Raw genomic sequence first — 26,693 nt, forward strand, 5'->3', positions numbered from 1 at the left:
CGCTCGTCTTCGCTCAGCACCAGTTCCGCCTTCGGTCGTCCCATCGCCATGCTGACGTCTCCCGTTCCGTTGACGTCAACATGCTACGCGAAGATAGACCAGTTAACAACGGAACAGGACACTAGGTGCGGCCGGCTAGGTGCGGCCGGCTAGGTGCGGCCGGCAAGGCGCGCAGTGACTACTGGCGACGACAGAACGTGCGCGTGTTACTTCGTTTTCGCGCCGGGCTCCGTCACGAAGCCGAGCTTGGTCAAGCCGCCAGCCTGTGCATCCGACATCACTTCCGCGACGTGCTCGTAGGCCACCTTGCGGTCCGCGCGCAGATGCAATTCCGGCTGCGGCGTGCGCTTCGCGGCTTCCGCGATGCGCGCCTGCAATTGTTCGCGCGTGACCGTGTGGTCGTCCCACAGGATCGTGCCGTCACCCTGGATCGCGACGTCGACGGTCTGCGGCTTTTCGTCGACGGGCTGGCTGCTGGCGTGCGGCAGGTCGATCTTCACCGCATGCTGCATCGCCGGGATCGTCACGAGGAAAATGATCAGGAGTACGAGCATGACGTCGACGAGCGGCGTCATGTTGATCTCGCTCATCACGGCATCGTCGTCATCGTCGCTGAAACCGGTGTTCATGGCCATGGTTCACCTCGTCTCAGCTGGCGGTGCGCGATGCGAGACGCAGGCCATCGCGCGTCGACGACGACGCGAGGCTCGCGCCCGTCACGAAGTACGCGTGCAGACCGTGCGCGAAGCGGCGCAGCTTGCTGACGACACCCTTGTTCGCGCGGATCAGCGCGTTGTAGCCGAGCACCGCGGGAATCGCGACGAACAGGCCGAAGGCCGTCATGATCAGCGATTCGCCGACCGGACCCGCGACCTGGTCGATCGACGTCTGGCCGGTGGCGCCGATCGCGAGCAGCGCGTGGTAGATCCCCCAGACCGTGCCGAACAGGCCGACGAACGGCGCGGTGCTGCCGACCGATGCGAGGATCGCGAGGCCGCTCTGCATGCGCGAAATGCCTTCGTCCATCGTGTCCTTCAGGCAGCGCGTGACCCAGTCCGATACGTCCATGCGATCGTGCAGATGTGGTTGCGTGTGATGGTGGTGGTCGACGGCTTCCTTGCCCGACAGCGCGAGCGCGAGGAACGGGTTGTCGTTCGGCGTCGACGCGGCGAGGCCGAGCTTCTTGATGCCGTCGTCGAAATCGTCGGAATGCCAGAAAGCCTGTTCGGCGTTCTTCGTGAGGCGGTTCAGGCGGATCACGTTCCAGCCCTTGATGACGATCACGATCCAAGACAGGACCGACATCACGAGCAGCGTGATCGCAATGGCGCGCGTGACGAAATCACCTTGCGCCCAGACGTGCGCGATACCGTAGCTTTGCATTTTTTTGTTTCCTTTGAATCTTCCGGATGAGGCAGGTTAGTCGGTGAGCCCGAAGCTGTAGGGCTGTGTGCGGGCGGCGCGGATCGCCTCGCCGTTCTCGATGTACGGACGGCAGGTGGTCGCGCGCATCGCGTCGAGCGCGGCATCGTCGAGGCGCGGATAGCCGCTGCTCTTCTGCAGATCGATGCTTTCGATCTTGCCGGTCACGCCGACGACGAAGTGGACATAGGCGGTGCCCGATTCGCCGCGGCGGCGCGACATCGACGGATAGTCGGGCTTCACGAAGTTGCATTGGAGCGTCGGCACGTTCTTCGGCGCGCTGACCTGCATCGTTTCGCGCGCCGGGCCCTGCGTGGCGGCCGGTGCGGCGGGCGCGGGCGCGGCCGGAGCGGGTGTCGGATCGGCCGCGGGAGCCGGGGTGGGCGACGGCGCCGGCGACGGCGCGACCGGCTGCGGGGTCGGCTTTGCGGCTTTCTGCACCGGTTTCGGCTCGACCTTCGGCTTCACGCGCGGCACGGGCTTCGGCGGGGCGGGCTGCGGAATCGATTCGGCCGCGACCTGCTGCGCGATCGGCGCAGGCGTGATGAGCTGCGCGGTGATCGTCTGGACCTCGACCGATTTCGGCGGCGGCGCGTTGCGATGGAGCCATGCGGCCGTCAGCATGATCGCGTGTGCGGCTAGCACGCCGACCGCGACGACGATCACTCGGGGATTCATACGTGGTGCAGCCGGCATGGCGCCGGCAGGAGCGAGATGCGAAGCCTGCATGTTAGCTTGAAAGAACGACGCCGCACCCGGGGCGCGGCGGGTGAATCGGCATCACTTGCGGAAGATCAGCAGCGAGATGCAAACGGTGGTTACGAATCCGATCAGCAATTCCATCACAGGCTCCTTGGCAGGTAAGCCGTTGGCTCGCGCAGACGGTGGCTTGCTGACGGTCAAGACAAAAAATGCGGCCCGGGCCGCATGCACACGCTCGGCGCCGCTCAGGCCGCCTTGCGGTCGTAGAACGTGACCGGGATCGGATGAGCATGATGCTCGACACCGCACCGGCTCGCGCAGACGCCTTGCTCGGCCATTAGGTCGCGTACGGACTCCTCGCACTTGCCGCAGCACGTGGCCACGCCGAGCTCGAACTGGAGTTCATCGAAAGAGTTCACGCCCTCCGCGAGGGACGCGCGAATCTTGCGATCGGAAACAGACTTGCACACGCAGACGATCATGATGAGTTGCGATAGCTAACGTTAATGCGAATTATTATCATTAATTTTGCGGGTGTTGACAAGCCTGGGTCGGGCTTTTTTTAAGGTCATCGGACCCTTGAAAGGAAGCGGCGGCTTGGCCGCCGTGGGAGCCCGGCGTGCCGGCGCGCGTCAGGCGGTCGCGCAGGCGTGCGCGTTCGGCGAGGAAATGGTGACGGATTCGACCGGCGCCTCGAGGCCGAGCAGCGTCGACGCGAGCGCGCGCAGTTGCAGGCCGTCGCTCGTCGAGCACAAGCGCGTCGGCGCGGCGTGCGTGCCGGCCGGCGCGCGCAGCCCGCATTCGTCGAGCACCCGCGCGAGCTGGCGGGCAATGGCATCGCTCGTGTCGACGATCGTCAGGCGCTCGCCAACAATGTCACGAATCGTTTCTGTGAAGAACGGGTAGTGCGTGCAGCCGAGTACCAGCGTATCGGCGCCGTCGTCGAGCATCGGCTGTATGTAACGCTCGAGCAGTGCCCGTAGTGCGGGCGAGTTCGTGTCGCCGCGCTCGATCGCTTCGACGAGCCCGTGGCCGGGCTGACAGATGAAGCGGCGGCCGGCGCCGTAGCGGTCGAGCAGCGCCTGGAAGCGCGGGCTGTTCAGCGTCGACTGTGTGGCGAGGACGCCCGCGACGCCGGTCGCGGACAGCGCGGCGGCCGGCTTGATGCCCGGCTCGACGCCGACGAGCGGTATCGACAGGCGTTCGCGGATGGCCGCGATCGCCCGAGCCGTTGCCGTGTTGCATGCGATGACGAGCGCTTTCGCGCCTTCGCGCGCGAGCCACTCGCCGATGGCCAGCGTGCGTTCCGTAATGAATGCCTCGTCGCGCGGGCCGTATGGCGCGTGGTGCGAGTCGGCTACGTAGACGAACGATTCGCCGGGCAGGTGCGCGCGCGCGGCGCGCAGCACCGACAGGCCGCCGAGCCCCGAGTCGAAGATGCCGACAGGGGCGGCGGCGTGCGGCGCGGTAGCGGCGGACGGGTGCGTCATCGTCGGGCGGGCGGCGGGCTGGCGGGCAGGGCGATTACTCGGCCGAACCCATCATCGTTTGCTGATAGTTCTGCAGGCCGACCTTGCCGATCAGGTCGATCTGCGTTTCGAGCCAGTCGATGTGCTCTTCGGTGTCGTCGAGGATCTTTTCGAAGATCTCGCGCGACACGTAGTCGCGAACCGATTCGCAGTAGGCGATCGCTTCCTTGCAGGTGGACTGCGAGATCTGCTCGAGCTTCAGGTCGCACTTCAGGATCTCTTCGGTTTCCTCGCCGACGAGCAGCTTGTGCAGGTCCTGCAGGTTCGGCAGGCCGTCGAGCATGAACACGCGTTCGATCAGCCAGTCGGCGTGCTTCATTTCGCCGATCGACTCGTCGTATTCGTGCTTGCCGAGCTTGTCGAGGCCCCAGTGCTTGTACATGCGCGCATGCAGGAAGTACTGGTTGATCGCCGTGAGTTCATTCTTCAGTTGGGCGTTCAGATATTCGATGACTTTCTTGTCGCCTTGCATGGCTGTTCCTTGTTCAGTGGAGCTTCAGAAACCGAACGATAATCGCTCGAACGAGAAAAGCCAAGCCTCGAAGCCTTGTCGGGCCTGCCTTTTGCGTGTAATGAGAATCAGCCTTGAATAACCGGCCGCGCACAATAATGAGAATGAGAAGTAAAAAGGCCGGACGCGCGTCCGGCCTTTCGTTCGATCGCGCTTACGCGGCTGCGACCGGGATCTTGCCGATCTTCGCCTGCCATTCCTTCGGACCCGTCTGGTGCACCGACGTGCCCGACGAATCGACGGCAACTGTTACAGGCATGTCCTGCACGTCGAATTCGTAGATCGCTTCCATGCCGAGGTCTTCGAACGCGAGCACCTTCGCGCCGCGGATCGCCTTCGACACGAGGTAGGCCGCGCCGCCGACCGCCATCAGGTAGGCGGCCTTGTGCTTCTTGATCGCGTCGATCGCGACCGGGCCGCGCTCGGCCTTGCCGACCATCGAGATCAGACCCGTCTGAGCGAGCATCGTCTCGGTGAACTTGTCCATGCGCGTGGCCGTCGTCGGGCCGGCCGGGCCGACGACTTCGTCGCGCACCGGATCGACCGGGCCGACGTAGTAGATCACGCGGTTCGTGAAGTCGACGGGCAGCTTCTCGCCCTTCGCGAGCATGTCCGCGATGCGCTTGTGCGCGGCGTCGCGGCCGGTGAGCATCTTGCCCGACAGCAGCAGCGTCTGGCCCGGCGTCCAGCTCGCGACTTCTTCCGGCGTCAGCGTGTTCAGGTCGACGCGCTTGCTGGTTTCCGTGTTCGGTTCCCACTGCACCTTCGGCCAGGCGTCGAGCGACGGCGCTTCAAGCTTGGCCGGGCCCGAACCGTCGAGCACGAAGTGCGCGTGGCGCGTGGCCGCGCAGTTCGGGATCAGCGCGACCGGCTTCGACGCCGCGTGCGTCGGCGCCGCCATGATCTTCACGTCGAGCACGGTCGCGAGGCCGCCGAGGCCCTGCGCGCCGATGCCGAGCGCGTTGACCTTCTCGTGCAGTTCGACACGCAGTTCCTCGACCCAGTCCTTCGGGCCGCGCGCGATGATTTCCTGGATGTCGATCGGCTCCATCAGCGATTCCTTCGCCATCAGCATCGCCTTCTCGGCGGTGCCGCCGATGCCGATCCCGAGCATGCCCGGCGGGCACCAGCCGGCGCCCATCGTCGGGACGGTCTTCAGCACCCAGTCGACGATCGAATCGGACGGGTTCAGCATCACGAATTTCGACTTGTTTTCCGAGCCGCCGCCCTTCGCCGCGACCTGCACGTCGACCTTGTCGCCAGGCACGATCTCGTAGTGGATCACGGCCGGCGTGTTGTCCTTCGTGTTCTTGCGGGCGCCTTCCGGCGGATTGACGATCGATGCGCGCAGCACGTTGTCCGGGTGCGTGTAACCGCGGCGCACGCCTTCGTTGATCATGTCGGTGAGGCCCATCGTCGCGCCGTCCCAGCGCACGTCCATGCCGACCTTCACGAAGATCGTGACGATGCCGGTGTCCTGGCAGATCGGACGGCGGCCTTCCGCGCACATGCGGCTGTTCGTGAGGATCTGCGCGATCGCGTCCTTCGCCGCCGGGCTCTCTTCCAGCTCGTACGCGCGGCCGAGGGCCTGGATGTAGTCGAGCGGGTGGTAGTAGCTGATGTACTGCAGCGAATCCGCGATGCTCTGGATCAGGTCTTCCTGTTTGATGACGGTCATGGCTGAGACTCTGTGGGGACAGTGGGGAATGCGTTGCCGACGGTTCAGGCCGCCGGTCGGGACGCTGCGGACGCATGCGCCTCGTGGAAATGGGCCGGGTGCGTGTGCGTCGTCAGGCGGTCGACCCACGCCATCACGAGCGCCGACACGAGGAACGACACGTGGATGATCACCTGCCACATGATCGCGTGCGTCGTGTGCTGGTCGGGGTTGATGAACGTCTTCAGCAGGTGGATCGACGAAATGCTGATCAGCGCCATCGACAGCTTGACCTTCAGCACGCCCGCGTTCACGTGGTCGAGCCATTCGGGCTCGTCGGGGTGGCCCTCGATGCCGAGCCGCGACACGAAGGTTTCGTACCCGCCGACGATCACCATGATCAGCAGGTTCGAGATCATCACCACGTCGATCAGGCCGAGCACGGCGAGCATCACGCTGATTTCGTCGAGGCCCGTCGCATGCGACAGCAGGTGCCAGACTTCCTTCAGGAACAGGAACACGTAGACGGCCTGCGCGACGATCAGGCCCAGATAGAGCGGAACCTGGAGCCAGCGGCTCATGAAAATCAGCGCGGGAAGCGGGCGAAGCGGGCGACGGCCAGGATGGCCGGGCGAATGCGGGGCGGACATGTCGGGGTACGGGCGCGGTGCGCAGGTATCGGGGTAATCTTGAAAAGGCGCGCTATTGTAACGCGTCGGCCGGCGCGACTGCAGCGATGCGCCGACGCCGCGGGGGACGGATCAGGAGGCGGCCGCCGGCATGCGTTTGACGCGCAGGCTCGCGAGCACGATGCCGGCGACGACGCACGCGAGCGCGATGCCGTGCGCGAGCGTCGGGCGCTCGCCGAGGAACGCGATGCCGTACGCGGCTGCCGCGATCGGCAACACCGCGCTGAACACGCCGGCGAGGCTGCCCGGCACGTGCCGGATGCCCTTCATCCACAGCCAGAACGAGAAGATGCTGGCCGACAACCCGTACCAGACGACGAGCGCCCAGGTGCCGGCGGGCACGCTCGCGTAATCGAAGCGCCACAGCGCCGTCGCGCCGAGCGGCAGCATCAGGAACAGGCCGAACAGGTGGGTATACGCGCAGATGTCGATCGGCGCGAGCGTCTGCGTGAGCCGGCGCGACAGGATCACGTAGATCGATTCGCAGCACACCGCGCCGAGGATCAGCAGGTTGCCGGCGAGCGAGCCGGACGCGTCGCCCTGCGCGCCGTGGCCGGCCGCGCTGCCGTTGGCGAGGTTGATCGTCACGACGCCAATGATCGCGAGCGCGATCGACACGAGCGCACGGCCGTTCGGTTTTTCACGCAGGATCAGCCATGCGAACAGCGCGACGATCGCCGGAATCGTGCTCGTGATGACGCCCGCGGCCACCGCGCTCGTGCGCTGCACGCCGTTGAGCATCAGCAGCGTGAACATGAAGGTGCCGAAGAACGCCTGCAGGAACAGGTTCAGCCATTCGCCGCGCTTGACCGTGCGCATCTTCGCGGGGCTGAACAGCGGCCACAGCACCGCGATCGCGATCACGAAGCGCAGCGTGGCGAGGATGGCGACGGGGACGAATGCAACGATGGATTTACCGATACCGACGTTGCTGCCGACGAACAGCATCGACAGGATGAGGAAGAGGGCGTAGCGATTCAAGCTGGAATCCGGAAGGCGAGTTCAGTTAGGATTGTAGGGTCGCGGTTGTAACAGCGTAAAGCGGGCCTCGATGCGGCGCGTCGCGCACGAAACGGCCATGCCGCGTAAGTGACGGGTAAGTTGGCGCGCTTATCGTGGAACTGCCGCGCCGCAGGTCACGTTTGCGTGACGTGACTTGATGTGGTGCGGTGCAGCATCGTGCGCAGGCCTTCGCGGCCGCGCGCGGGTGGTGGGAGACAGCGGCGCGCAGCGCCGGCCAGGACGACGCGCGGCGCGCACGATCGCGCCGCCATGCAGAGGATTCATGTTCACCAAGGGGTAGTCGATGTCTGCGATTGAATCGGTTCTTCACGAAACCCGTCAGTTCGCGCCGCCCGCGGCGCTCGAGAAGACGGCGACCATTTCCGGCATGCCGGCCTATCGCGCGCTCGTCGCCGAGGCCGAGCAGGATTACGAAGGCTTCTGGGCGCGCCTCGCGCGCGAGGGCCTCACGTGGCACAAGCCGTTCACCAAGGTGCTCGACGAGCGTAACGCGCCGTTCTACACATGGTTCGACGACGGCGAGCTCAACGCGTCGTACAACTGTCTCGACCGTCACGTCGAAGCGGGCCACGGCGAGCGCGTCGCGGTGATCTTCGAGGCCGACGACGGCACCGTCACCCGCGTCACCTATGCCGATCTCCTCGCACGCGTGTCGCGCTTCGCCAATGCGCTGAAGAAACGCGGGATCGGCAAGGGCGATCGCGTCGTCATCTACATCCCGATGTCGATCGAAGGCATCGTCGCGATGCAGGCCTGCGCGCGCATCGGCGCGACGCACTCGGTCGTGTTCGGCGGCTTCTCCGCGAAATCGCTCAACGAGCGGCTCGTCGACGTCGGCGCCGTGGCACTCATCACCGCCGACGAACAGGCGCGCGGCGGCAAGACGCTGCCGCTCAAGAGCATCGCCGACGAGGCGATCGCGCTGGGCGGCTGCGAAGCGGTCAAGAGCGTGATCGTCTATCGCCGCACCGGCGGCAAGATCGACTGGCATGCGGGCCGCGACCTGTGGATGCACGAGCTGACCGACGGCGAATCCGACCGCTGCGAGCCGACCTGGGTCGGCGCCGAGCATCCGCTGTTCATCCTGTATACGTCGGGCTCGACCGGCAAGCCGAAGGGCGTGCAGCACAGCACGGGCGGCTACCTGCTGTGGGCCGCGCAGACGATGAAGTGGACCTTCGACTGGAAACCCGACGACGTGTTCTGGTGCACGGCCGACATCGGCTGGGTCACGGGCCACACGTACATCACGTACGGTCCGCTCGCGTGCGGCGGCACGCAGGTCGTGTTCGAGGGCGTGCCGACGTATCCGGACGCCGGCCGTTTCTGGAAGATGATCGGCGATCACAAGGTCACCGTGTTCTACACCGCGCCGACCGCGATCCGTTCGCTGATCAAGGCGGCCGAAGCCGACGACAAGGTCCATCCGAAGAGCTATGACCTGTCGAGCCTGCGCATCATCGGCACGGTCGGCGAGCCGATCAATCCGGAAGCGTGGATGTGGTATCACAAGCACGTCGGCCACGAGCGCTGCCCGATCGTCGATACGTGGTGGCAGACCGAAACCGGCGGCCACATGATCACGCCGCTGCCGGGCGCGACGCCGACCGTACCGGGTTCGTGCACGCTGCCGTTGCCGGGCATCATGGCCGCGGTGGTCGACGAGACCGGCCAGGACGTGCCGAACGGGCAAGGCGGGATTCTGGTCGTCAAGCGCCCGTGGCCCGCGATGATCCGCACGATCTGGGGCGACCCGGAGCGCTTCAAGAAGAGTTACTACCCGGAAGAACTCGGCGGCACGCTCTATCTGGCCGGCGACGGCACCGTGCGCGACAAGGAGACCGGCTACTTCACGATCATGGGCCGGATCGACGACGTGCTGAACGTATCGGGCCACCGGCTGGGCACGATGGAGATCGAATCGGCGCTGGTGTCGCATGAGCTGGTTGCGGAGGCGGCGGTGGTCGGCCGCCCGGACGACACGACGGGCGAGGCGGTCGTGGCATTCGTGGTGCTGAAGCGTTCGCGCCCGGAAGGCGACGAAGCCGCGGCGCTCGCGAAGGCGCTGCGCGACTGGGTCGGCAAGCAGATCGGGCCGATCGCGAAGCCGAAGGACATCCGCTTCGGCGACAACCTGCCGAAGACGCGCTCGGGCAAGATCATGCGGCGCCTCTTGCGCTCGCTCGCGAAGGGCGAGGCGATCACGCAGGATACGTCCACGCTCGAGAATCCGGCCATCCTCGAGCAGCTCACCGAAGTGCGCTGAGCGCCTGCCGGTTGCGCGTCACGCGCACGAGCCCCTGCGCGGCAATCCCGATTGCCCGCGCAGGGGCTTTTTGCTACATAACGGCATGACCGTTCCGACCCGTTCGGCGCCTGCTGCGCCACCTCCCGTTCCCGCGCCGCTCGCGCGTGCGCACGCACGCTACTGGCGCTTCAACGTCGCGCTGATCGCGGTGCTGATGGTGATCGGTTTCGCGGTGTCGTTCATCGTGCCGTTCTTCGGGCCCGCGCTCGCCGGGGTTCGCTTCGCCGGCTTCAGCCTGCCGTTCTATGTCGGCGCACAGGGCGCGATTCTCGTGTACCTCGTGCTGATCGTCGTCTACATCGGGCTGATGCAGCGCGCCGACCGCACGCTGCGCCGCGCGTACGACGAGCATGCGGCGCGCGCCGGCCATGCGAACGGCGGGCGCTGATTCATGCTGACACATCGACTGATACGCGCGTACGCGCTCTATACGCTCGGGTTTCTCGGTTTCGTGCTGCTGATGTGGCGGATCGAGCGCGCGACGGGCTCGGGCGTGTGGATCGGCTACGTGTTCCTGTTCGTGCCGATCGCCGTGTACGCGGTGATCGGGTTGTTGTCGCGCACGTCCGATCTCGTCGAGTACTACGTGGCCGGGCGGCGCGTGCCGCCCGCGTTCAACGGGATGGCGACGGCGGCCGACTGGCTGTCGGCCGCGTCGTTCATCGGTCTGGCCGGCTCGCTCTACGCGACCGGTTACGACGCGCTCGCGTACGTGATGGGCTGGACGGGCGGGTTCTGCCTCGTCGCGTTCCTGCTCGCGCCGTATGTGCGCAAGCTCGCGCGCTACACGATTCCCGATTTTCTCGGCACGCGCTTTTCCAGCACGGCCGTGCGCGCGCTCGCGGCCGGCGCGGCGATCCTGTGTTCGTTCGTGTACCTGGTCGCGCAGATCCAGGGGATTGGCCTGATCGCGACGCGCTTCATCGGGGTCGATTTCGCGATCGGCATCTTCTGCGGGCTCGCGGGCATTCTCGTGTGCTCGTTTCTCGGCGGGATGCGTGCGGTCACGTGGACCCAGGTCGCGCAGTACATCATCCTGATCAGCGCGATCCTGATTCCGGTGTCGCTGATCGCGATGAAGAACGGGCTCGGCCCCGTGCCGCAGTTCAATTACGGCAAGCTGATGGAGCGCGTCGCGGCGCGCGAGGCGCAGGTGCGCGACGCGCGCGACGAGCAGCAGGTGCGCGATGCATACCGCCGGCAAGCCGCGGCCATCCAGACGCGGCTCGACCGGTTGCCGGCGTCCTATGCGGACGCGCGCCGGCATCTCGTCGACCAGCTTGCGGACCTGCGGCGCCACAACGGGCCGCTGCGCGAGATCAGCCGGCGCGAGCGCGAGCTGGCCGATTTCCCGCGCGATCCGGCGGCGGCGCGCGTGGCGTGGACGCAGGCGCGTGACGACCTGCTCGCGCGTGCCGAGCCGCCCGTGCCGATGCACGAGCCGTTTCCGGCCGCGAGCGAAGACGAACGCAAGCCGCGCGAGCGGAATTTCCTCGCGCTGCTGCTGTGCCTGTCGCTCGGTACCGCGAGCCTGCCGCACATCCTGACGCGCTACAACACGACCACGTCGGTTGCGTCGGCACGGCGCTCGGTCGGCTGGACGCTGTTCTTCATCGCGCTGTTCTACCTGAGCGTGCCTGTGCTCGCGGTGCTGATCAAGTACGAGATCCTCGCGAATCTCGTCGGGCGGCCGTTCGCCGAATTGCCGGGGTGGGTCACGCAGTGGCATCACTTCGAGCCCGACCTGATCAGCGTCGTCGAGGTGATTCGCGACGGCATCGTGCACTGGTCGGAAATCCAGATGCAGCCGGACATGGTCGTGCTGGCCGCGCCGGAAATCGCGGGGCTGCCGTACGTGGTGTCGGGGCTGATCGCGGCCGGTGCGCTGGCCGCGGCGCTGTCGACCGCGGACGGGCTGCTGCTGACGATCGCGAATGCACTGTCGCACGACGTCTACTACTGCATGGTGGCGCCCGATGCGTCGAGCCAGCGGCGCGTGACGATCTCGAAGGTGCTGCTGCTCGGGGTGGCGCTGTTCGCGTCGTATGTCGCGTCGCTCAATACCGGAAAGATCCTGTTTCTCGTCGGCGCCGCGTTTTCTCTGGCGGCGTCGAGCTTCTTTCCGGTGCTGGTGCTGGGGGTGTTCTGGAAGCGCACGACGACGCGTGGCGCGATTGCGGGGATGGTGACGGGGTTGGCGGTGTGCGTGTACTACATCGTGTCGACGTATCCGTTCTTCACGCAACTGACCGGGTTCGCCGGGCGCACGTGGTTCGGGATCGAGCCGATCAGTTCAGGCGTGTTCGGGGTGCCGGCGGGGTTTGCGGTGGCGATCGTGGTCAGTCTGTGCGACAGGCGGCCGGATGAGTATACGCGGGCGTTGGTGGATTACATTCGGCATCCGTGAGGGGGCGGGGCGATGTATGGCGTGTCGGCGGTCCCAAAATGAAAAGCCCCTGATTCCTAGGGAAATCAGGGGCCTCACGTATTCTGGCGGAGAGAGGGGGATTCGAACCCCCGATAGGCGATTAACCTATACACGCTTTCCAGGCGTGCGACTTAAACCACTCATCCATCTCTCCGGAAGACCGAGAGTATAGCAAACTCTGGCGGCAGCCCGCCACTCCCTTCCTCGCCCGTCGGAAAATCGTCGATCCATACCGAGCGCGCGTCGCCCTGCGTCAGATCGTGACGACCCGTACGACCGGTTCGCTACATCGGACACGGAACGTCCCGGTTCGAAAGAATGTGAACTGGAGAGTCCGTTCGGACGCTTCGCAAAAAGGATTCTAAATCCTGTCAAAAAGCCGTCACCAAGCCGACAAATTTGTTATGCTCGCCGAAAATCAGACGGGCGGCACTCCCAGGACGGACCAGCGGGCGTGATTGCTTGCCGAATAACGAAGTCAAACAAAATCCTGAGAGTCACGCTGTGAATACAGCCGAATTGCTGCGCACGTTTGCGTCCGGGGTGGTCGATCAGAACAATCGGCCGGTTCGCATGAACTGGGGGGCCGCCCAGAAAACGCTCGAGCAGGTACTTGCGCTCCAGTATGCCGATATCCGCGAAGGGTTGATGACGGGCATCGAGGGGCATCTGACCTGCGTGTCGTCACGGGCCGATCTTCCGATCCGCGGCTTCATCGGGCTGCCGGTCTCCGTCGAGATGACGACCGATCGCGGGCGTCTCCATACCATCAACGGCATTGTCACCGACGTTCGCACCGGCCAATCGGACGGTTCACTGACCTGCTACCAGCTGACGATTCGCGACGTGCTGTCCGTGATGGAGCGACGGACCAATTCGCGGTTGTTTCGGTCGAAGAGCCTGCCCGACATCCTGGGTGTGCTGCTTCAGGAATGGCGCCAGCGCAGCTCGGCGCTCGCGGGCGCATTCGAATTCGACCTGTCCGGTCTGCAAGCCGAGCGTTACCCCGCGCGGGAACTCACACGGCAGGTCAACGAGTCGGACGCGCACTTCATTCGGCGCCTGTTGCGACGGGAGGGAGCGACCGTATTCGTCAAGGCGGGCAAGGCCGGGGAGCGGGCGAGCGGCAATGCGCACGACACGCCGGTGCATACGCTCGTCTTTGCCGACGACTCGATGAAGTTGCCGCAGACGGCCGCCGGCACCATCCGCTACCACCGTGACGCCGCCACCGAAGAGCGCGACTCGATCACGCTGTGGGCGACGAGCCGCCGGTTGATTCCGGGCAAGATCGTCCGGCCGACGTGGGACTACAAGAGCGGCCGGATGTCCCAAACCGAGCAGGCGACGATCGTCGATCAGGGCGACAGTGGCAACGACCTCGGGCATTTGCTGGCCGACGTCGTGATCGATATCCCGCACGCCGGGGATTCGTCGTCCGATCTCGACCGGATCGGCAAGGACCGGATGCTGGCGCATGAACTGCGCGCCGAATCCGTCGACGGCGTGAGCAACGTGCGTGATCTGGCCGTCGGTCACTGGTTTGCGCTCGCGGAGCATCCTCAACTCGACACGTTGCCGGCTGAACAGCGGCAGTTTGTCGTCACGTCGCTTCATCATTGCGTGCGAAACAATCTGCCGAAGGAACTGAACGAGCGCGCGCAATCGCTGTTCGCGGCAAGCCGCGTGCTGTTCAGCGCGGTGCCGACCGACGTGAGCGGCAAGCCGGGCGACGAAAGCGACAGGCGCTACGAGAACACGTTCTCGTGCGTGCGGCGCGGCGTGCCGCTGACGCCTGCCTACGATCCGCACGTCGACCTGCCGCCCGTGCATCCGATGACGGCCGTCGTCGTCGGGCCGGAGGGCGAGGAGGTGTTCTGCGATGAAATGGGCCGCATCCGGGTGCGGATCCAGGGGCTGAGCGCGGACGATCATGCGCACGCGCAGGGTGCCGGCACGAGTGGCACGCCGTCCGACAGCGCACCGGTGCGCGTCGCCTGCGCGCTCGCCGGGTCGAATTTCGGCGCGAATACGTTGCCGCGCGTCGGCATGGAAGTGCTGATCGGCCATATCGGCGGCGATCCGGACCGGCTCGTCGTGATGGGTGTGCTGGCCAATGGGCCGAACATGCCGGCGACCTTCAGTCATACCGGCGCGCTGCCGGGCAACCGCTATCTTTCCGGCACGAAGACGAAGGAAATCAAGGGGCAGCGGTACAACCAGATCCGCTTCGACGATACGCCCGGGCAGATCAGCAGCCAGTTGGCGAGCGAGCATGCGTACAGTCAGCTGAACCTCGGCTATCTGACGCAGCCGCGCGACAACGGGCAGGGGGCGGCGCGCGGCGAAGGCGCGGAATTGCGCAGCGATGCGCACGTGGCGATTCGAAGCGGCAAGGCGATGCTGATTTCGGCCTGGGAGCGGCTGCGCGCCAGTGACGGCCACCTCGCGCGGGACGAGTATCTGCAACTGATGCAGGAATGCGTCGAGCTGTTCAAGAGTCTCGGCGACTATGCGGCCCAGCATCAAGGCGTCGCGCCCGACACGCAGCCGCACGATGCACTCATGACCACGGTGAAAGGCTGGCCGAATGGCGAGGCGTCCGGCGGCGGTGAGTCGTCAGGCGCGTCGATGGCCGCGATCGGCATCACCGCACCGGCCGGCGTCAGCATGGCGACGCCGAAGACCGTGACGACCCATGCGGGCGGCAACGTCGATGTCGTCGCGCAGAACCACCTGCAGTACACGAGCGGGCAGCGGATCAACCTGCAGGCCGGGCACGGCGTCGCGATGTTTGCGCACAGCGAAGGCGTGTCGGCAATCGCCAACCGGGGGAAAGTTGCGCTGCAGAGCCAGAACGACGACACGCAGATCGATTCGGCGAAGAACATCCAGATGACGGCGGGCGGCGGCAAGCTCGCGGGCATGGCCAGCGAGCAGGTCGTGTTCGTGACGTCGGGCGGCGCGTATCTGAAGCTGCATGGCGGCGATATCGAGCTCGGGTGTCCGGGGAGTTTCACCGTCAAGTCCGCGTCGCATACGTGGGCCGGGCCGGCGAGCATGAGCGCCGACTTTCCGAAGTTCGACCAAGGCTCGCTGGGGCGCGTGCCGAAGCTGGTACGCGCCACGGACGGGCAGCCGGTCGAGGGCATGGAAGCCGAGGTGCGAAAGGCGTCGGGCGAATTGACCAAGGGGAAGACCGACGCGCAAGGCAAGCTGGCGCCGGTCAGCAGCGATCAGTTCGAACAATTGGCGGTTCGCTTTTTCAAGTCCAGAACCTGAGCTGAGTCTTCAAGAAAAACAACATGTTCAACTACAACTTTGCGCAGAACCCGGGCGGGCAACCGTCGACGGACGACCCGTCGCAGACTTCGGTGGGCGGTGGACTGGGGACGACACTGTTTAACCGCAACGACCTCGAGTGCGTGATGCAGATGCCGTTGCCGGGCGTCGTCATTTTCGTGCACGGGGTGAATTCGGAAGGGGAATGGTTCAAGGACGCCGAGAAAGGGTTGTGTGCCGGATTGAACCGGCGCATGGGGCGTTATGACGATCAACTGTTCCATTGGGGGCCGGTGGCCGGGCAGATGACGCCGGTCAGCTATATCGAAAGCCTGACGCCAGACGGTTTCCTGAATCCGGACATGTCGTCGAAGACGTACATCAAGCCCGATCCGTCCTTTTCGCCCGTCATCCACTTTCGGTGGGGCTATGCCGCGAACGCGGAGGAACTGAAGGAGTATGGCGACAAGATCATGCTCAACGAAAAGAATTACTGGGGCGGTGGCCCGTTCGCGGGCGGGTGTACGAGTTTGCCGGATCTGTGGAACGACGGGTTGAACGATCGGCTTTTCCTGTGGCTGACCGTCCAGCACATGAATGGCATCGGCAATCGAAAAATCTACTCCACGCCACCGCGCACTTACGGTGTGCTTGGCGCGCTGCGGCTTGCACGCCTGGTCGAGTCGATCCGCAAGCGACAGGCCGACGCGCCGATCACGATCGTGTGCCACAGTCAGGGAAACATGATCGGCCTTGCCGCTGCATTCCTTGGAGACCGCTTGCCCGAGGTGACGGATCAATGGGGCAAGAAAGGGCGCTGCGTCGCCGATACCTATGTTCTCGCCAATCCCCCGTACAGTCTCGTCGAGGCCAACATGACCGACTCGTGGGCCCAGCGCGGGGTGCGCGACAAGAACGGGCACGTGGGGCGCGAGACCTATGTCGCGCGCAAGGAAACGCTGAGGGAGTACTTCGATATCCTGCGTACCCGGGCCGAGCTCGAGATGCCTGCGGAGGATCTGGATCGCGCAATGGAAAACGCAAGGCCGTCGAAGAATGGCGGCAAACCGTATAGTGCAGCCAAGGACCGCGAGGCGCACGGGTTGTACCAGAAAAACACGTACGGCAGAGTGACGCTGTACTGTTGCCCGCACGATCAGGTCATTTCGGCCTTGACCGTTCAGGGAATCGGCTGGCGCGGGATGAGTGTCGACGAGATCAGTGCGACCAACGGGTGGGGTGTTTTCTCGCAGCGCGTGTTCGCGTCGAATTTCGAGGTGGGCGGAGAGAACAAGCTCTATCGGTATTGGCAGGATGACTGGCGCAAGGACAAGAACCAGAAGGAGGGTTTCTGGTATCCGCCGTCACCACCTGCACGGTATGGTCTTGGACGAGGCACGCATTCCAATGAAGGGTGGATCGCGAAGTTTTTCACGATTGCAACGAGCCCGGCTCTTTACCTGTTCAATTTGACTAACATGGCGGTCAATGCCGATCCGCCGAAAGACTGGGAAATCCCGATTACGGCACCGATGCTCGACAAGGAGACCCGCTTCCTTCCGCAGGCGTTGCGCTACGACAAACCGTCGGGCGCTTGCGATGCGCAGGGGAAACCGATTGAGGAAGGGCGCTTCAACGAGAGTTACGATCCGCCGTCGGCTGCGCGCGATGCCAAGAAGGAGAGCAAGCGCGATGACGATCCGTACGACAACTTCGACGCGAAGTCGGAAAAATTCAAGACTGAGGGTGATGCGCTGAAAGCACAGGGCGATGCGGCGTCCGAGGCTGCGCAGCGGTATGAGGATCATTCGATTCTTCGCATGGAAGCGCGGAGATCCGGAAATCGTCGCTGGGTCGACGAGATCGGAACCGTGGTCGGGGAGGACAATCCGGGGGCAGCGAGTGCTGACTATACGGAATGGCGGAACAAGGAGATATTTCAGATTCTGAACGGCGGGGAAAAGAATAACCCCACCAACCATTCGACCATCATGACCAACAAGGACCATGCTGAAAAGGCGTTGGCTTATGATGTTGCAATTGGGCTTTGTTATCTGACCGAGATGGATTTTGAAGAAATCAGGATTCAGGCTGATTGGCGATTTGCCAATAGTTTGGGTGATGAGGGTCAAAATGGTAAGATGGCAGAATATATTATAACTGGAAAGTGTGAAAAAATGTTTTTGCAAGATTGGGTTGTTAAGGATGATCATGCAAAAATGCCTTCCAAGATACACGACGAAAGAGATGGTGGATTTTTCCTGAAGCTTGGAGGCCATTTATGAGATCGGCCATCGCTACATGGCCGCGTCGTGCCGGAGTCGCCGGCGGTGCATTGCTTCTTGCGCTGGGTGTATCGGTTTTGATATTGGTTTCGTCTGATGACGGGACAGGAGCGTTGTTGAGCATGGGAACTCTGATGAAGCGGTTAGTCCTGGTTCCAGGACTTGTGGCAATCATGGTATTTGCATTTGCAGCGGTGATTGCGGGTCCGCGAGCGGTTGCGGCTTCATTGAACGAGAAGGCGGCTCCAATTACCGGAGCTGGGGCGTCCAGACCATTCGTTGCTCAGGTCGTCGGGCTTGGCTGGATGAACCCGTTGCAGCGCAAGGATTACAGCACCGAGTGGCAGATATTATGGACGCTCGGCCTGGTAAAGCCGAATGTCAACGATGACATGGTTCGGGTCAATCCAAAAAAATATTCAACATTGCAACCGATTTCTATCGTGGCCGATGGTCGCCGGGGGCGTGAATCGTTTTCCGGATTTTATAAGAAATATATCAATGAGCTGCTGGTGCTTTTCCGGACTCGATATTTCACGAATCAGGATTATTTTTACACGGTTAGCGCGGATAGTCAGAAGAAGTGGCGAGAATTGGCTGGCATGCATATCGAGCTGGCAATCCCCTCTGGTCGACTCGATCCTGGGCTGGCATCGTCACATTTGCGAGATCAGATTGTTAATTTCTTCGAAATAGGAAATCCGTCCGCCAAAAATTTATGGAGCCACGACACACCGCCGGACGTGCATGTGACATCGGGGCAGGGGAATGCCGGCTTCACGTCGCTGAACGCGGCGCTGGACTATCTGGCCGCCCACCCCGACAAAAGCGCGTGGGTGATGAACTGGGATGCACCGAGCTTCCCGCCGAACGACGAACAGATCAACGAGAACATGGTGGTGCTGTTCCTCGCCGGCCCCGACCTGAAGACCGAGCGTGAGCCGCTCGCCTGGATCGGCAAGGCTGCACGAAGCAACGTCAAGGATTTCGAGGCAAAGCAAGGCGCGAGCCGTGCGGTGCAGGCATGGAAGTCGACGATCGATACGGCGGCGAGTAATGCTGGCGTGCCGGTGTCGTCGTTGAATTACATCGTGCACGACGCGGGCAAGGGCAGCGATGCTGCATCGACACGCATTGCCTCACTGTCGCAGACGCTGACAGAAGTTCTGCCGGAATACGATTTCCGCACGCAGACCTTCAATACATCGGCGTTGCTCGGTGACATGGGTGCCGGCGCGGCGCTGACCGATGTGGCGCTGGCGATCGGCCGCGCGAATCACCTCGGTGGAAATGTGCTCGTAGCCGGAACGACCGACGCGGAGCATCCGACGGCCGTGGTGGTGGTTGCGCCGTCGAAGCTGACACCGATCGATCCCGGCAAGGACTGGTTCCGCGCACGCGGGGAGAACAACGCGTACTTGCCGTGGTGGGGCCGCCGTCACGACGCGCGTCCGGCTCCGCAAGGCTATTCGGAATAAGGAACACGCATGCGCGGAATCATTCGGGTCGGCGACGCAACGAGCCACGGCGGTCAGGTCGTGACCGGCAGCGCGGTCAGCGAAGTGATGGGGCGGCCGGTCGCGCGGCTCGGTGATACGTGTGTCTGCCCGATCACGGGCCATCAGGCCTGCTTTATCGCCGAAGGCGATCCGCAGGTCATCGTCGACGGGAAGCCGGCCGCATTCGATGGTCACAAGACATCGTGTGGCGCGACGCTGATTTCGAGTCTGGCGTCGTCCGGACGGGAATGAATTATCGGACCGGCGCTCGGGATTGGTCGGCTCGATCGGGAATATTCATGCACTGTTTCACGCTTGCCAGACGCATCGGGTGCGTCTCGATCCTCGTGGCGACACTCGTGTCGGGTTCGCCGTTGCGGGCCGAGACGAGCACCACATCGGCGCAATCTGTCGAAGGCGCATCTGCCGCGCCATTTGTTGCTCAAGTTGTCGGACTTGAATGGCTCAATCCGCTGCAGCGTCGTGACTATCCGACCGAGTGGCAATTGCTGTGGACGCTCGGGTTGGTGAAACCGAACGCCAACGACGACATGGTGCGGACAAACCCCAAAAAATACTCGACCTTGCAGGCGGTTTCCATCGTTGCGAATGGTAACTGGGGAAGTGAGACGTTTTCCGGGTTCTATGAAAAGTACGTCGACAAACTCCTTGTGTTGTTTCGAACGCGCTACGTGATGAACCCCGATTATTTTTACACCATCGGCTCGAAGTACAAGCGGGAGTGGCGTGAACTGGCCGGGGTGCGTGTCGAACTCGCACTTCCTGCCGGCCGTCTCGACCCGGTCGCTGCCGGCGCGTTTTTGCGCGACGAAATGGTAAATGCGTACGAAATCGGCAACCCCTCCGCAAAAAATCTATGGAGCAGCGATACGCCGCCCGATGTGCGCGTGACGTCGGGCCACGGCAATGCCGGCTTCGCGTCGCTGAACGCCGCGCTGGACTACCTGGCCGCGCATCCCGACAAAAGCGTGTGGGTGATGAACTGGGACGCGCCAAGCTTTCCCCCTCAGGACGAACAGATCAACGAGAACATGGTGGTGCTGTTCCTCGCCGGCCCGGCTCTGAAGACCGAGCGCGAACCGCTGGCATGGATCGGCAAGGCGGCGCAAGGCAACGTCGAGGATTTCGACGCGAAGCAGGGCGGCAGCCGGGGAGGGCAGGCATGGAAGTCGACGATCGATGCGGCGGCAGGCAATGCGGGCGTCGCTGTCTCGTCGCTGAACTACGTTATTCACGATGCGGGCAAGGGCAGCGCTGCCGCGTCGGCAAGGGCCGCGTCGCTTTCGCAAGGGCTCGCGCACGCCGTGCCGGAAAGCGACCTCCGCGACGCGACCTTCAACACGTCGGCACTGCTCGGTGACATGGGCGCCGGCGCGGCGCTGACCGATGTGGCGTTGGCGATCGGCCGCGCAAACCATCTCGGCGGAAACGTGCTCGTGGCGGGAACGACCGACGCCGAGCATCCGACGGCCGTGGTGGTGGTTGCGCCGTCGAAGCTGACACCGATCGATCCCGGCAAGGACTGGTTCCGCGCACGCGGGGAGAACAACGCGTACTTGCCGTGGTGGGGCCGCCGTCACGATGCGCGCCCGGCGTCGCAAGGCTATTCGTACTAGGGCGCGACGCAAGGGCTCGCGTTAAGCGATCTGTAACAATCAGCGGAATGGCGAGAGCTTAATTCTTTCAAAATACTTTCCATTTCTCTTTGCCGACGTGCCCCGAGGAACCCGGATTCGTGCTCCATCAAGGCACTTGTCCTGACGTTGCCGGAGGCAGTGTCGGAATTTCCGCCGCATATATTACAAAAAGTATGGAAAATGAAAGATTGGCCCGGCTTGACGAGCCGCACCGCCGCCCATTATTGTCCGTCTGCCGTCCGTGAGAGAGCACGACGGCAACCACGGAAGCGCGCCTCGCGCGCACGACAACACGTAGCAAAAAGTAGAAAAGGAAACGGGGTAGCCACATGAAGCCGCTATTCGACGACAAGCAATCCGATGCGGTCAGCGATCGTCCTTCCACCCCGCCTTCGTCACCCGTCGCCGTGCCAGCCGCCGTCGCCAACGCTGCCCACGTCGTCGCGCCGGCAGCGCAGCCCACGGAACACGCGCGCCTGATCACCGTCGACGAGATCGACCAGCTCGGCGCGACGCAGGGCACGCGGATCGCCGCCTTCTCCCAGCAGATTCTCGCGAGCGTCCGGGCCTCGGACGCCGACCAGTTCGGCGACAAGCTCAACGAGCTGATTGCGACCGCGAAAGGGCTCGACCCGCGCGGCGCCGACAAGGGCGGGCTGCTCACGCAGGTCACGCGGCTGTTCCGCTCGACCAAGGAAAAGCTGCTGTCGCAATATGAATCGGTGAGCAAGCGGATGGACACGCTCGTCGTCGAGCTCGAAAACCATGCGCAGCGCCAGAAGGCCGGCATCGACGAGCTCGAGCGGATGTACAACGACAACTACGCGCTGCACCAGGAACTCGCGCAGTCGAAGGCGCACGGCGAAACGGCGCTCGCGGCGCTGCGCGCGCATCTGGCGGCCGGCCAGCAGCCGGCGGACGACGCATTCGCCGCGCAGCGCCTGCTCGACGTGAAGCGCAAGGTCGACGCGCTCGAAAGCAAGCTCGACGATCTCGACCGCGCGATGCTGATGTCGAAGCAGCTCGCGCCGCAGATCCGGATGGAGCAGGACCAGAAACGCACGCTGACGTCGAAATTCATGACGATCAAGACCGTGCTGATCCCCGCGTGGACCAACGCATTCGCGCTCTACCTCGAACAGCTCAGCACGAAGCGCGCGGCGGCGCTCGCGAACGCGACGTACGACGCGGCCGACGAGGCGATCCGCGCGCAGGCCGACCTGAATCGCCAGAACGCGCAGGAAGTCGCGAAGCTCGGCCAGCGCCCGGTGATCTCGACCGACACGTTCGAATACGCGCAGCAGCAGCTGTTCGGCGCGTTCGACGACATCACGCAGATCATCGCCGACGGCCGCCGCCAGCGCGAGCAGGACGCGCCGCGCCTGCGCCAGCTCGAACAGGACCTGATCACCCGATTTGCTCCGAAGCAGAACTGACAACCAAGAAACCTGAGAGAACACCGCATGATTACGCTTGAGAAACGCGCGGCGAAGGTCGCGATCGTCCTCGAAAAACGTCAGATCCTGAAGCCGCCCGTCGTGCGCGTCGGCGCGGCGCTCGACATCTCGGGCTCCGCGAAGCCGCTGTACCAGTCGGGCGTGATCCAGGAGACGCACGACCGGATCCTCGGCATCGCGCTGAAGTTCGACGACAACGGCGAAGTCGATACGTGGACCTTCACCGAAGGCTACGACCGCCTGCCGACCGCGACGCCGGAGAACTACGGTTCGTACATTTCCGATCATGTGCTCAATGCGCGGATCGACAAGTGGGGCGGCACGCAGTACGCGCCGGTGATGAACGACATCGTCGACTTCTTCTTCCGCGCGCCGGAGCCGAAGCGCGAAGAAAAGCGCGGTTTCCTGAGTCGGCTGTTCGGCGGCGCGGACGATACGTCCGCACCGGCCGCTTCGGCGCCCGCGAACGGCCATCTGCCCGCTTGGGTGCTGTTCGTCACCGACGGCCAGAACCCGAAGAACGACCGCAAGCGCGTGCGCCAGCTGCTGGCCGACTCGCAGCATTTCCCGCTGTACTGGTCGCTCGTCGGCGTCGGCGACCCGAGCGAATTCGACTTCCTCGCGGAAGTCGCGAACGAAATGCCGAACGTCGGCTTCCTGCATCTCGAATCGCTCGACCTGAGCGACGAACAGATCTACGAACAGCTGATCACGCAGGAATTCTGCGACTGGGTGCGCGCGAAGTAAGCGTATCCCGCCTACCCATTTTTTGAACTCGATTACCCCATCATGTTGAAAGACTTCAAGATCCCGTTGTCGCTCACGGCGCTCGCGCTGATCGCGGCCTATCTCCTCGGCGGCGTGAAGGACATGCTGATCGTCGCGGTCCTGTGCGTGCTCGAAATTTCGCTGTCGCTCGCCAACGCGGTCGTCAACGCGTCGGTGCTCAAGAACTGGTCGGAGAAGTGGCGCAACCGCTTCATGGTGTTCGGCCTGCCGGTCGCGGTGTTCGGCATGCGGCTCGTGTTCCCGCTGCTGATCGTCGCGGTGATCGGCCACATCGGCCTGTGGGACGCGCTGACGCTCGCGATCGAATCGCCGGACAAGTACGCGGCGGTGCTGACGTCCGCGCATCACGAGGTGTCGGCGTTCGGCGGCGCGTTCCTGCTGATGGTGTTCTTCAAGTTCATGCTCGACACCGAGAAGGACGAACACTGGATCGGCTTGCTCGAAGGCCCGATGCGCCATCTCGGCCGCATCACCGCGCTGGAAGTGGCGCTGACGCTCGCGATCGTGATCATCGCGTCGTTCTACGTGCCGGCGGCCGAGCAGGTCAGCTTCCTGCTCGCGGGCGCGTTCGGCGTGATCGGATTCGTGATCGCGCACGGCGTGGGTGACCTCGTCGGCGGCGAGGACACGGGCACGCGCGTGGTGCGCGAAGGCGTTGCGGGCTTCATGTATCTCGAAGTGCTCGATTCGTCGTTCAGCTTCGACGGCGTGATCGGCGCGTTCGCGCTGTCGAACAACATCTTCCTGATCGCACTCGGCCTCGGCGTCGGCGCGGCCTACATCCGGGAGATGACGCTCGTGCTGCTGAAGAAGGGCACGCTCGCGCAGTACCGCTTTCTCGAGCACGGCGCGTTCTGGGCGATCGGCGCGCTCGCGACGATCATGTTCCTGGGCGTGAAGTTCGAGGTGCCCGAAGTCGTCACGGGCCTGATCGGCGCGGCGATGATCGCCGCGGCCGTGTGGTCGTCGATCGTCGTGCAGCGCAGGGAAGACCGCGCCGCGGTGGCGGGCAAGTAAGCGCGTCGCGCGGCACGAAAACCATCAACGAAGGGGCCGCTCCATGCGGCCCGGCATCGCCGCCGGCGTAACGGCGGTTCCCGCAGAAGAGGTTCAGATGATCAATTTGTCGAAAGGCGGTCGCGTCAATCTGTCGAAGGAAGCGCCCGGCACGCAGAAATTCCGCATCGGTCTCGGTTGGGACGCGAACGCGACGGACACGGGCACGGATTTCGATCTCGACGTGTCGGTGTTCCTGTGCAAGTACGACGAGCAGAGCAATCCGAAGCTGATCTCGGATCAGCATTTCGTGTTCTACAACAGCGAAGTGCGCACGATGGAGCGCAAGGAAACCTTCATCCAGCCAGGCGACGATTTCCCGAAGCGCGGGATGCCTTCGTCGAAGTGCCTGGGCGTCGTGCATAGCGGCGACAACCGCACGGGCAGCGGCAGCGGCGACGATGAAGTGATCTTCATCGACATGACCAAGCTCGCGGCCGATGTCGAGGAAATCTCCGTGGTCGTGACGATCGACCAGGCCGAAGCGCGCCGCCAGAATTTCGGGCAGGTCCGCAACAGCTATATCCAGATTGCCGACGAGGTGTCGGGTACGGTGATCGCGAAGTATGCGCTCGAGGAAGACTTCTCGATGGAGACGTCGGTGCAGGTCGGCAGCTTCTATCGTCGCGACGGCCACTTCATGTTCAAGGCGGTCGGCGCGGGCTACAACCGCGGCCTCGGCGATTTCGTCCGCGCATACGGCGGCGCGGTCTGACTGGCGGCGGCCCGGCGCGCGGCACGCCGCCGCGCCGGGCAGGAAGCAGCAATGACGAATCCGTCCGACGAGCCGAAGCGGCTCGAGTTCGATACGACGCCCGAGCCTACGCCCGGGCGTCTTGCGTTCGACGCACCGGGCACGGCCGGCGCGTCGAACGCACGTGCGCCGGCGCGGCCCGCCCCGCGGGCGCTCGATCTCGGGCCGGCGCCCGCGTCCGATCGAGCCGTGCGTACGGCGCCGGCCGATGCGGTCGGCCGCGCGTTGTTCGGCGAATCGAACCATCCGCAGCTCGAAGCCTGTTTCCGCGCCGCACAGGCCAGCTTTCCGAATCTCTATCCCGACTACGCGCCGCGCATCGAGCGGCATATCCGGCAACTGGTGCCGCTGAAGCTCGCGACGGTCGCGACGATCGGCGACGGTGCGCTGGAGACGGCCGGCAACCTCGTCGAAGCGGTCGCCGCGACGACGCGCGAATTCAACGAGCTCGGCGCGGCCGACATGATGGCCGGGATGCTCGCGCAGGCAACGCGCAAGGCCGGCATGTTCGAACGCTGGTTCGGCGGGGCGTCCAGCCATGTCGACTACCGCGCGGCGCTCGGCGCGCTGAAGCAGTCGCTCGGCTTTTTCCCGCGCCGTACCGAGGAACTCGCCGCGAAGGTTCGCCATGCGGAAGAGAACCTCGTGGTCGTGCTCGCGGCGTTGAGCGCGGTGTCGGACGTCGTGCGGGCGCCGGACGACGCGGGCGTCGAGCGCACGCTGTTCGATCGCCGCAACATCGTCGGGCAGGCCGTCCAGCAGATCCGGATGCAGCCGGCGCAACTGCGCGGGCTCGACGAGCGCGTGACCGATCTGCTGTCGCGCGCCGATCACCTGATGAACGTCGTGCTGCCGGCGGCGCTGGCCGCGCGGCCGCCGCGCTGAGGGAACGATGCGACCGCGCGCTTCGGTGCGCGTGGGTCTCGTGTCGGGCGATACGGTTTCGCGCGGGTGGCCCCGACTCTGCTATCTTCCCGGCATCTCACCGCTTTCCCGCCGATTCCCCATGACCGACCGCATCGTCGCCGCCTTCGATTTCGACGGCACCATCACGACCACCGACAGCTTCCGCCATTTCGTTCGCCAGGCGGTCGGCACGCCGCGTTTCGCGTGGGCAGGGCTGCGCGCGCTGCCGTGGATCTTCGCGATGAAGGCCGGGCTGCTGTCGCGCGGCGACGCGAAGGCGAAGTTCGCGTCGTTCGCGTTCGGGCCGATCCGCGAAGACGCGCTCGATGCACACGCGCGCACGTTCGTCGACAGTTATCTGCCGAGCCTCGTGCGTCCGGAAATGCTCGAACGCATTCGCGAACATCGCGCGCGCGGGCATGAAGTCGTGCTGGTCAGCGCGTCGCCGTCGCTGTATCTGGAGAAGTGGGCGAAGACGGTCGGCTTCGACGCGGTGCTCTCGACGCGGCTCGCGTTCGAGCGCGGTGTCTTCGCCGGGCGGCTCGACGGCGAGAATTGCTGGGGGCCGCAGAAGGTCGTGCGGTTGCGCGGATGGTGGGGCAACCGGCCGCCGAAGCAGTTGTTCGCGTACGGCGACAGCCGCGGCGACAAGGAAATGGCCGAGCTCGCGAACTGGTCGTGGATTCGCGGGCAGGGGCCGATGCCGCCGATCGGCGATTGACCCCGGCGCTGACGCCG

General features: G+C 64.4%; 23 protein-coding genes and 1 tRNA gene. 14 read left to right on the plus strand and 10 right to left on the minus strand.

From position 1 onward, the window contains the following. Nucleotides 1–206: 206 nt before the first annotated feature. From LGN10_RS21470 to LGN10_RS21510, 9 genes are all read right to left on the minus strand, one after another. Complete coding sequence (locus tag LGN10_RS21470) at nt 207–635, minus strand: ExbD/TolR family protein (RefSeq protein ID WP_059583550.1); 429 nt, start codon at nt 633–635, stop codon at nt 207–209. 13 nt (nt 636–648) lie between these two features. Then, entirely contained in the window at nt 649–1,383 is a 735-nt protein-coding gene (locus tag LGN10_RS21475) for a MotA/TolQ/ExbB proton channel family protein (protein ID WP_059642283.1), read from the minus strand. A gap of 36 nt (nt 1,384–1,419) precedes the next feature. Continuing rightward, nucleotides 1,420–2,151 carry an energy transducer TonB gene (locus tag LGN10_RS21480; protein WP_226224969.1) on the minus strand — a complete coding sequence of 244 codons (732 nt, stop codon included), beginning with the start codon at nt 2,149–2,151 and terminating at the stop codon, nt 1,420–1,422. Between the two features lie 218 nt (nt 2,152–2,369). Further along, nucleotides 2,370–2,606, minus strand: coding sequence for a bacterioferritin-associated ferredoxin (locus LGN10_RS21485; RefSeq protein ID WP_006482749.1), 237 nt, complete (start codon nt 2,604–2,606; stop codon nt 2,370–2,372). Between the two features lie 150 nt (nt 2,607–2,756). Further along, a complete protein-coding gene (gene murI, locus LGN10_RS21490) occupies nt 2,757–3,614 on the minus strand; it encodes a glutamate racemase (RefSeq protein ID WP_226224971.1) in 858 nt (285 codons plus the stop codon). A gap of 34 nt (nt 3,615–3,648) precedes the next feature. Further along, nucleotides 3,649–4,125: a bacterioferritin gene (gene bfr / locus LGN10_RS21495; RefSeq protein WP_006478315.1), complete on the minus strand. Its 477-nt coding sequence runs from the start codon at nt 4,123–4,125 to the stop codon at nt 3,649–3,651. 193 nt (nt 4,126–4,318) lie between these two features. After that, complete coding sequence (locus tag LGN10_RS21500; protein WP_059642274.1) at nt 4,319–5,842, minus strand: fumarate hydratase; 1,524 nt, start codon at nt 5,840–5,842, stop codon at nt 4,319–4,321. A gap of 44 nt (nt 5,843–5,886) precedes the next feature. After that, nucleotides 5,887–6,471, minus strand: a complete 585-nt coding sequence (locus LGN10_RS21505; RefSeq protein WP_059583558.1) for a TIGR00645 family protein — start codon at nt 6,469–6,471, stop codon at nt 5,887–5,889. A gap of 111 nt (nt 6,472–6,582) precedes the next feature. Further along, nucleotides 6,583–7,491: a DMT family transporter gene (locus LGN10_RS21510; protein ID WP_089464953.1), complete on the minus strand. Its 909-nt coding sequence runs from the start codon at nt 7,489–7,491 to the stop codon at nt 6,583–6,585. 325 nt (nt 7,492–7,816) lie between these two features. Here LGN10_RS21510 and acs point away from each other — a divergent pair, with 325 nt between their 5' ends. The 3 genes from acs (at nt 7,817) to LGN10_RS21525 (ending at nt 12,248) form a co-directional block, all read left to right on the plus strand. Then, the gene (acs, locus tag LGN10_RS21515; protein ID WP_089464952.1) at nt 7,817–9,799 is read left to right on the plus strand and encodes an acetate--CoA ligase; all 1,983 of its coding nucleotides are present in this window, start codon (nt 7,817–7,819) and stop codon (nt 9,797–9,799) included. Between the two features lie 85 nt (nt 9,800–9,884). Beyond that, the gene (locus LGN10_RS21520) at nt 9,885–10,229 is read left to right on the plus strand and encodes a DUF4212 domain-containing protein (protein ID WP_060966372.1); all 345 of its coding nucleotides are present in this window, start codon (nt 9,885–9,887) and stop codon (nt 10,227–10,229) included. 3 nt (nt 10,230–10,232) lie between these two features. Beyond that, nucleotides 10,233–12,248 (plus strand): sodium:solute symporter family protein, encoded by a 2,016-nt coding sequence (locus LGN10_RS21525; protein ID WP_226224973.1) that lies wholly within the window; start codon nt 10,233–10,235, stop codon nt 12,246–12,248. Nucleotides 12,249–12,332: 84 nt separating this feature from the next. Here LGN10_RS21525 and LGN10_RS21530 read toward each other — a convergent pair. Beyond that, a tRNA-Ser gene (locus LGN10_RS21530) sits at nt 12,333–12,423 on the minus strand. A gap of 350 nt (nt 12,424–12,773) precedes the next feature. Between LGN10_RS21530 and LGN10_RS21535 the strand changes: the two genes are divergently transcribed. From LGN10_RS21535 to LGN10_RS21585, 11 genes are all read left to right on the plus strand, one after another. Beyond that, entirely contained in the window at nt 12,774–15,551 is a 2,778-nt protein-coding gene (locus LGN10_RS21535) for a type VI secretion system Vgr family protein (protein WP_226224975.1), read from the plus strand. A 23-nt stretch (nt 15,552–15,574) separates the two neighbouring features. Next, nucleotides 15,575–17,836, plus strand: a complete 2,262-nt coding sequence (locus tag LGN10_RS21540) for a hypothetical protein (RefSeq protein ID WP_226224976.1) — start codon at nt 15,575–15,577, stop codon at nt 17,834–17,836. Next, nucleotides 17,833–19,314: a virulence factor gene (locus LGN10_RS21545; RefSeq protein WP_226224977.1), complete on the plus strand. Its 1,482-nt coding sequence runs from the start codon at nt 17,833–17,835 to the stop codon at nt 19,312–19,314. The genes LGN10_RS21540 and LGN10_RS21545 overlap by 4 nt, the downstream gene beginning before the upstream one ends. 9 nt (nt 19,315–19,323) lie before the next feature. After that, nucleotides 19,324–19,587, plus strand: a complete 264-nt coding sequence (locus LGN10_RS21550) for a PAAR domain-containing protein (RefSeq protein WP_060966367.1) — start codon at nt 19,324–19,326, stop codon at nt 19,585–19,587. A 47-nt stretch (nt 19,588–19,634) separates the two neighbouring features. After that, nucleotides 19,635–20,972 carry a virulence factor gene (locus LGN10_RS21555; RefSeq protein ID WP_226224978.1) on the plus strand — a complete coding sequence of 446 codons (1,338 nt, stop codon included), beginning with the start codon at nt 19,635–19,637 and terminating at the stop codon, nt 20,970–20,972. 350 nt (nt 20,973–21,322) lie between these two features. After that, the gene (locus LGN10_RS21560; RefSeq protein ID WP_226224979.1) at nt 21,323–22,429 is read left to right on the plus strand and encodes a toxic anion resistance protein; all 1,107 of its coding nucleotides are present in this window, start codon (nt 21,323–21,325) and stop codon (nt 22,427–22,429) included. Nucleotides 22,430–22,456: 27 nt separating this feature from the next. Further along, nucleotides 22,457–23,197, plus strand: coding sequence for a VWA domain-containing protein (locus tag LGN10_RS21565; RefSeq protein ID WP_060314197.1), 741 nt, complete (start codon nt 22,457–22,459; stop codon nt 23,195–23,197). A 42-nt stretch (nt 23,198–23,239) separates the two neighbouring features. Beyond that, nucleotides 23,240–24,256, plus strand: coding sequence for a DUF475 domain-containing protein (locus LGN10_RS21570; RefSeq protein WP_226224980.1), 1,017 nt, complete (start codon nt 23,240–23,242; stop codon nt 24,254–24,256). A 97-nt stretch (nt 24,257–24,353) separates the two neighbouring features. Further along, on the plus strand, nt 24,354–25,010 hold the full coding sequence (locus tag LGN10_RS21575; protein WP_060314191.1) for a TerD family protein: 657 nt from the start codon (nt 24,354–24,356) through the stop codon (nt 25,008–25,010). Between the two features lie 51 nt (nt 25,011–25,061). Beyond that, nucleotides 25,062–25,934: a hypothetical protein gene (locus LGN10_RS21580; protein WP_226224981.1), complete on the plus strand. Its 873-nt coding sequence runs from the start codon at nt 25,062–25,064 to the stop codon at nt 25,932–25,934. A gap of 121 nt (nt 25,935–26,055) precedes the next feature. Then, nucleotides 26,056–26,676: an HAD family hydrolase gene (locus tag LGN10_RS21585; protein WP_060314183.1), complete on the plus strand. Its 621-nt coding sequence runs from the start codon at nt 26,056–26,058 to the stop codon at nt 26,674–26,676. Nucleotides 26,677–26,693: the final 17 nt, after the last annotated feature.

Origin of the sequence: Burkholderia sp. AU32262 (genome assembly GCF_020419985.1) — a bacterium.
GTDB classification, from domain to species: Bacteria; Pseudomonadota; Gammaproteobacteria; order Burkholderiales; family Burkholderiaceae; genus Burkholderia; species Burkholderia semiarida.

Coding starts and splice junctions, on each gene's coding strand:
- LGN10_RS21580 (WP_226224981.1), top strand. CDS start 25,062: ATGACGAATCCGTCCGACGAGCCGAAGCGGCTCGAGTTCGATACGACG.
- LGN10_RS21545 (WP_226224977.1), top strand. CDS start 17,833: ATGAGATCGGCCATCGCTACATGGCCGCGTCGTGCCGGAGTCGCCGGC.
- LGN10_RS21475 (WP_059642283.1), bottom strand. CDS start 1,383: ATGCAAAGCTACGGTATCGCGCACGTCTGGGCGCAAGGTGATTTCGTC.
- murI (WP_226224971.1), bottom strand. CDS start 3,614: ATGACGCACCCGTCCGCCGCTACCGCGCCGCACGCCGCCGCCCCTGTC.
- LGN10_RS21585 (WP_060314183.1), top strand. CDS start 26,056: ATGACCGACCGCATCGTCGCCGCCTTCGATTTCGACGGCACCATCACG.
- LGN10_RS21520 (WP_060966372.1), top strand. CDS start 9,885: ATGACCGTTCCGACCCGTTCGGCGCCTGCTGCGCCACCTCCCGTTCCC.
- LGN10_RS21525 (WP_226224973.1), top strand. CDS start 10,233: ATGCTGACACATCGACTGATACGCGCGTACGCGCTCTATACGCTCGGG.
- LGN10_RS21550 (WP_060966367.1), top strand. CDS start 19,324: ATGCGCGGAATCATTCGGGTCGGCGACGCAACGAGCCACGGCGGTCAG.
- LGN10_RS21505 (WP_059583558.1), bottom strand. CDS start 6,471: ATGTCCGCCCCGCATTCGCCCGGCCATCCTGGCCGTCGCCCGCTTCGC.
- LGN10_RS21560 (WP_226224979.1), top strand. CDS start 21,323: ATGAAGCCGCTATTCGACGACAAGCAATCCGATGCGGTCAGCGATCGT.
- LGN10_RS21570 (WP_226224980.1), top strand. CDS start 23,240: ATGTTGAAAGACTTCAAGATCCCGTTGTCGCTCACGGCGCTCGCGCTG.
- LGN10_RS21480 (WP_226224969.1), bottom strand. CDS start 2,151: ATGCAGGCTTCGCATCTCGCTCCTGCCGGCGCCATGCCGGCTGCACCA.
- LGN10_RS21555 (WP_226224978.1), top strand. CDS start 19,635: ATGCACTGTTTCACGCTTGCCAGACGCATCGGGTGCGTCTCGATCCTC.
- LGN10_RS21575 (WP_060314191.1), top strand. CDS start 24,354: ATGATCAATTTGTCGAAAGGCGGTCGCGTCAATCTGTCGAAGGAAGCG.
- acs (WP_089464952.1), top strand. CDS start 7,817: ATGTCTGCGATTGAATCGGTTCTTCACGAAACCCGTCAGTTCGCGCCG.
- LGN10_RS21470 (WP_059583550.1), bottom strand. CDS start 635: ATGGCCATGAACACCGGTTTCAGCGACGATGACGACGATGCCGTGATG.
- LGN10_RS21565 (WP_060314197.1), top strand. CDS start 22,457: ATGATTACGCTTGAGAAACGCGCGGCGAAGGTCGCGATCGTCCTCGAA.
- LGN10_RS21540 (WP_226224976.1), top strand. CDS start 15,575: ATGTTCAACTACAACTTTGCGCAGAACCCGGGCGGGCAACCGTCGACG.
- LGN10_RS21485 (WP_006482749.1), bottom strand. CDS start 2,606: ATGATCGTCTGCGTGTGCAAGTCTGTTTCCGATCGCAAGATTCGCGCG.
- bfr (WP_006478315.1), bottom strand. CDS start 4,125: ATGCAAGGCGACAAGAAAGTCATCGAATATCTGAACGCCCAACTGAAG.
- LGN10_RS21500 (WP_059642274.1), bottom strand. CDS start 5,842: ATGACCGTCATCAAACAGGAAGACCTGATCCAGAGCATCGCGGATTCG.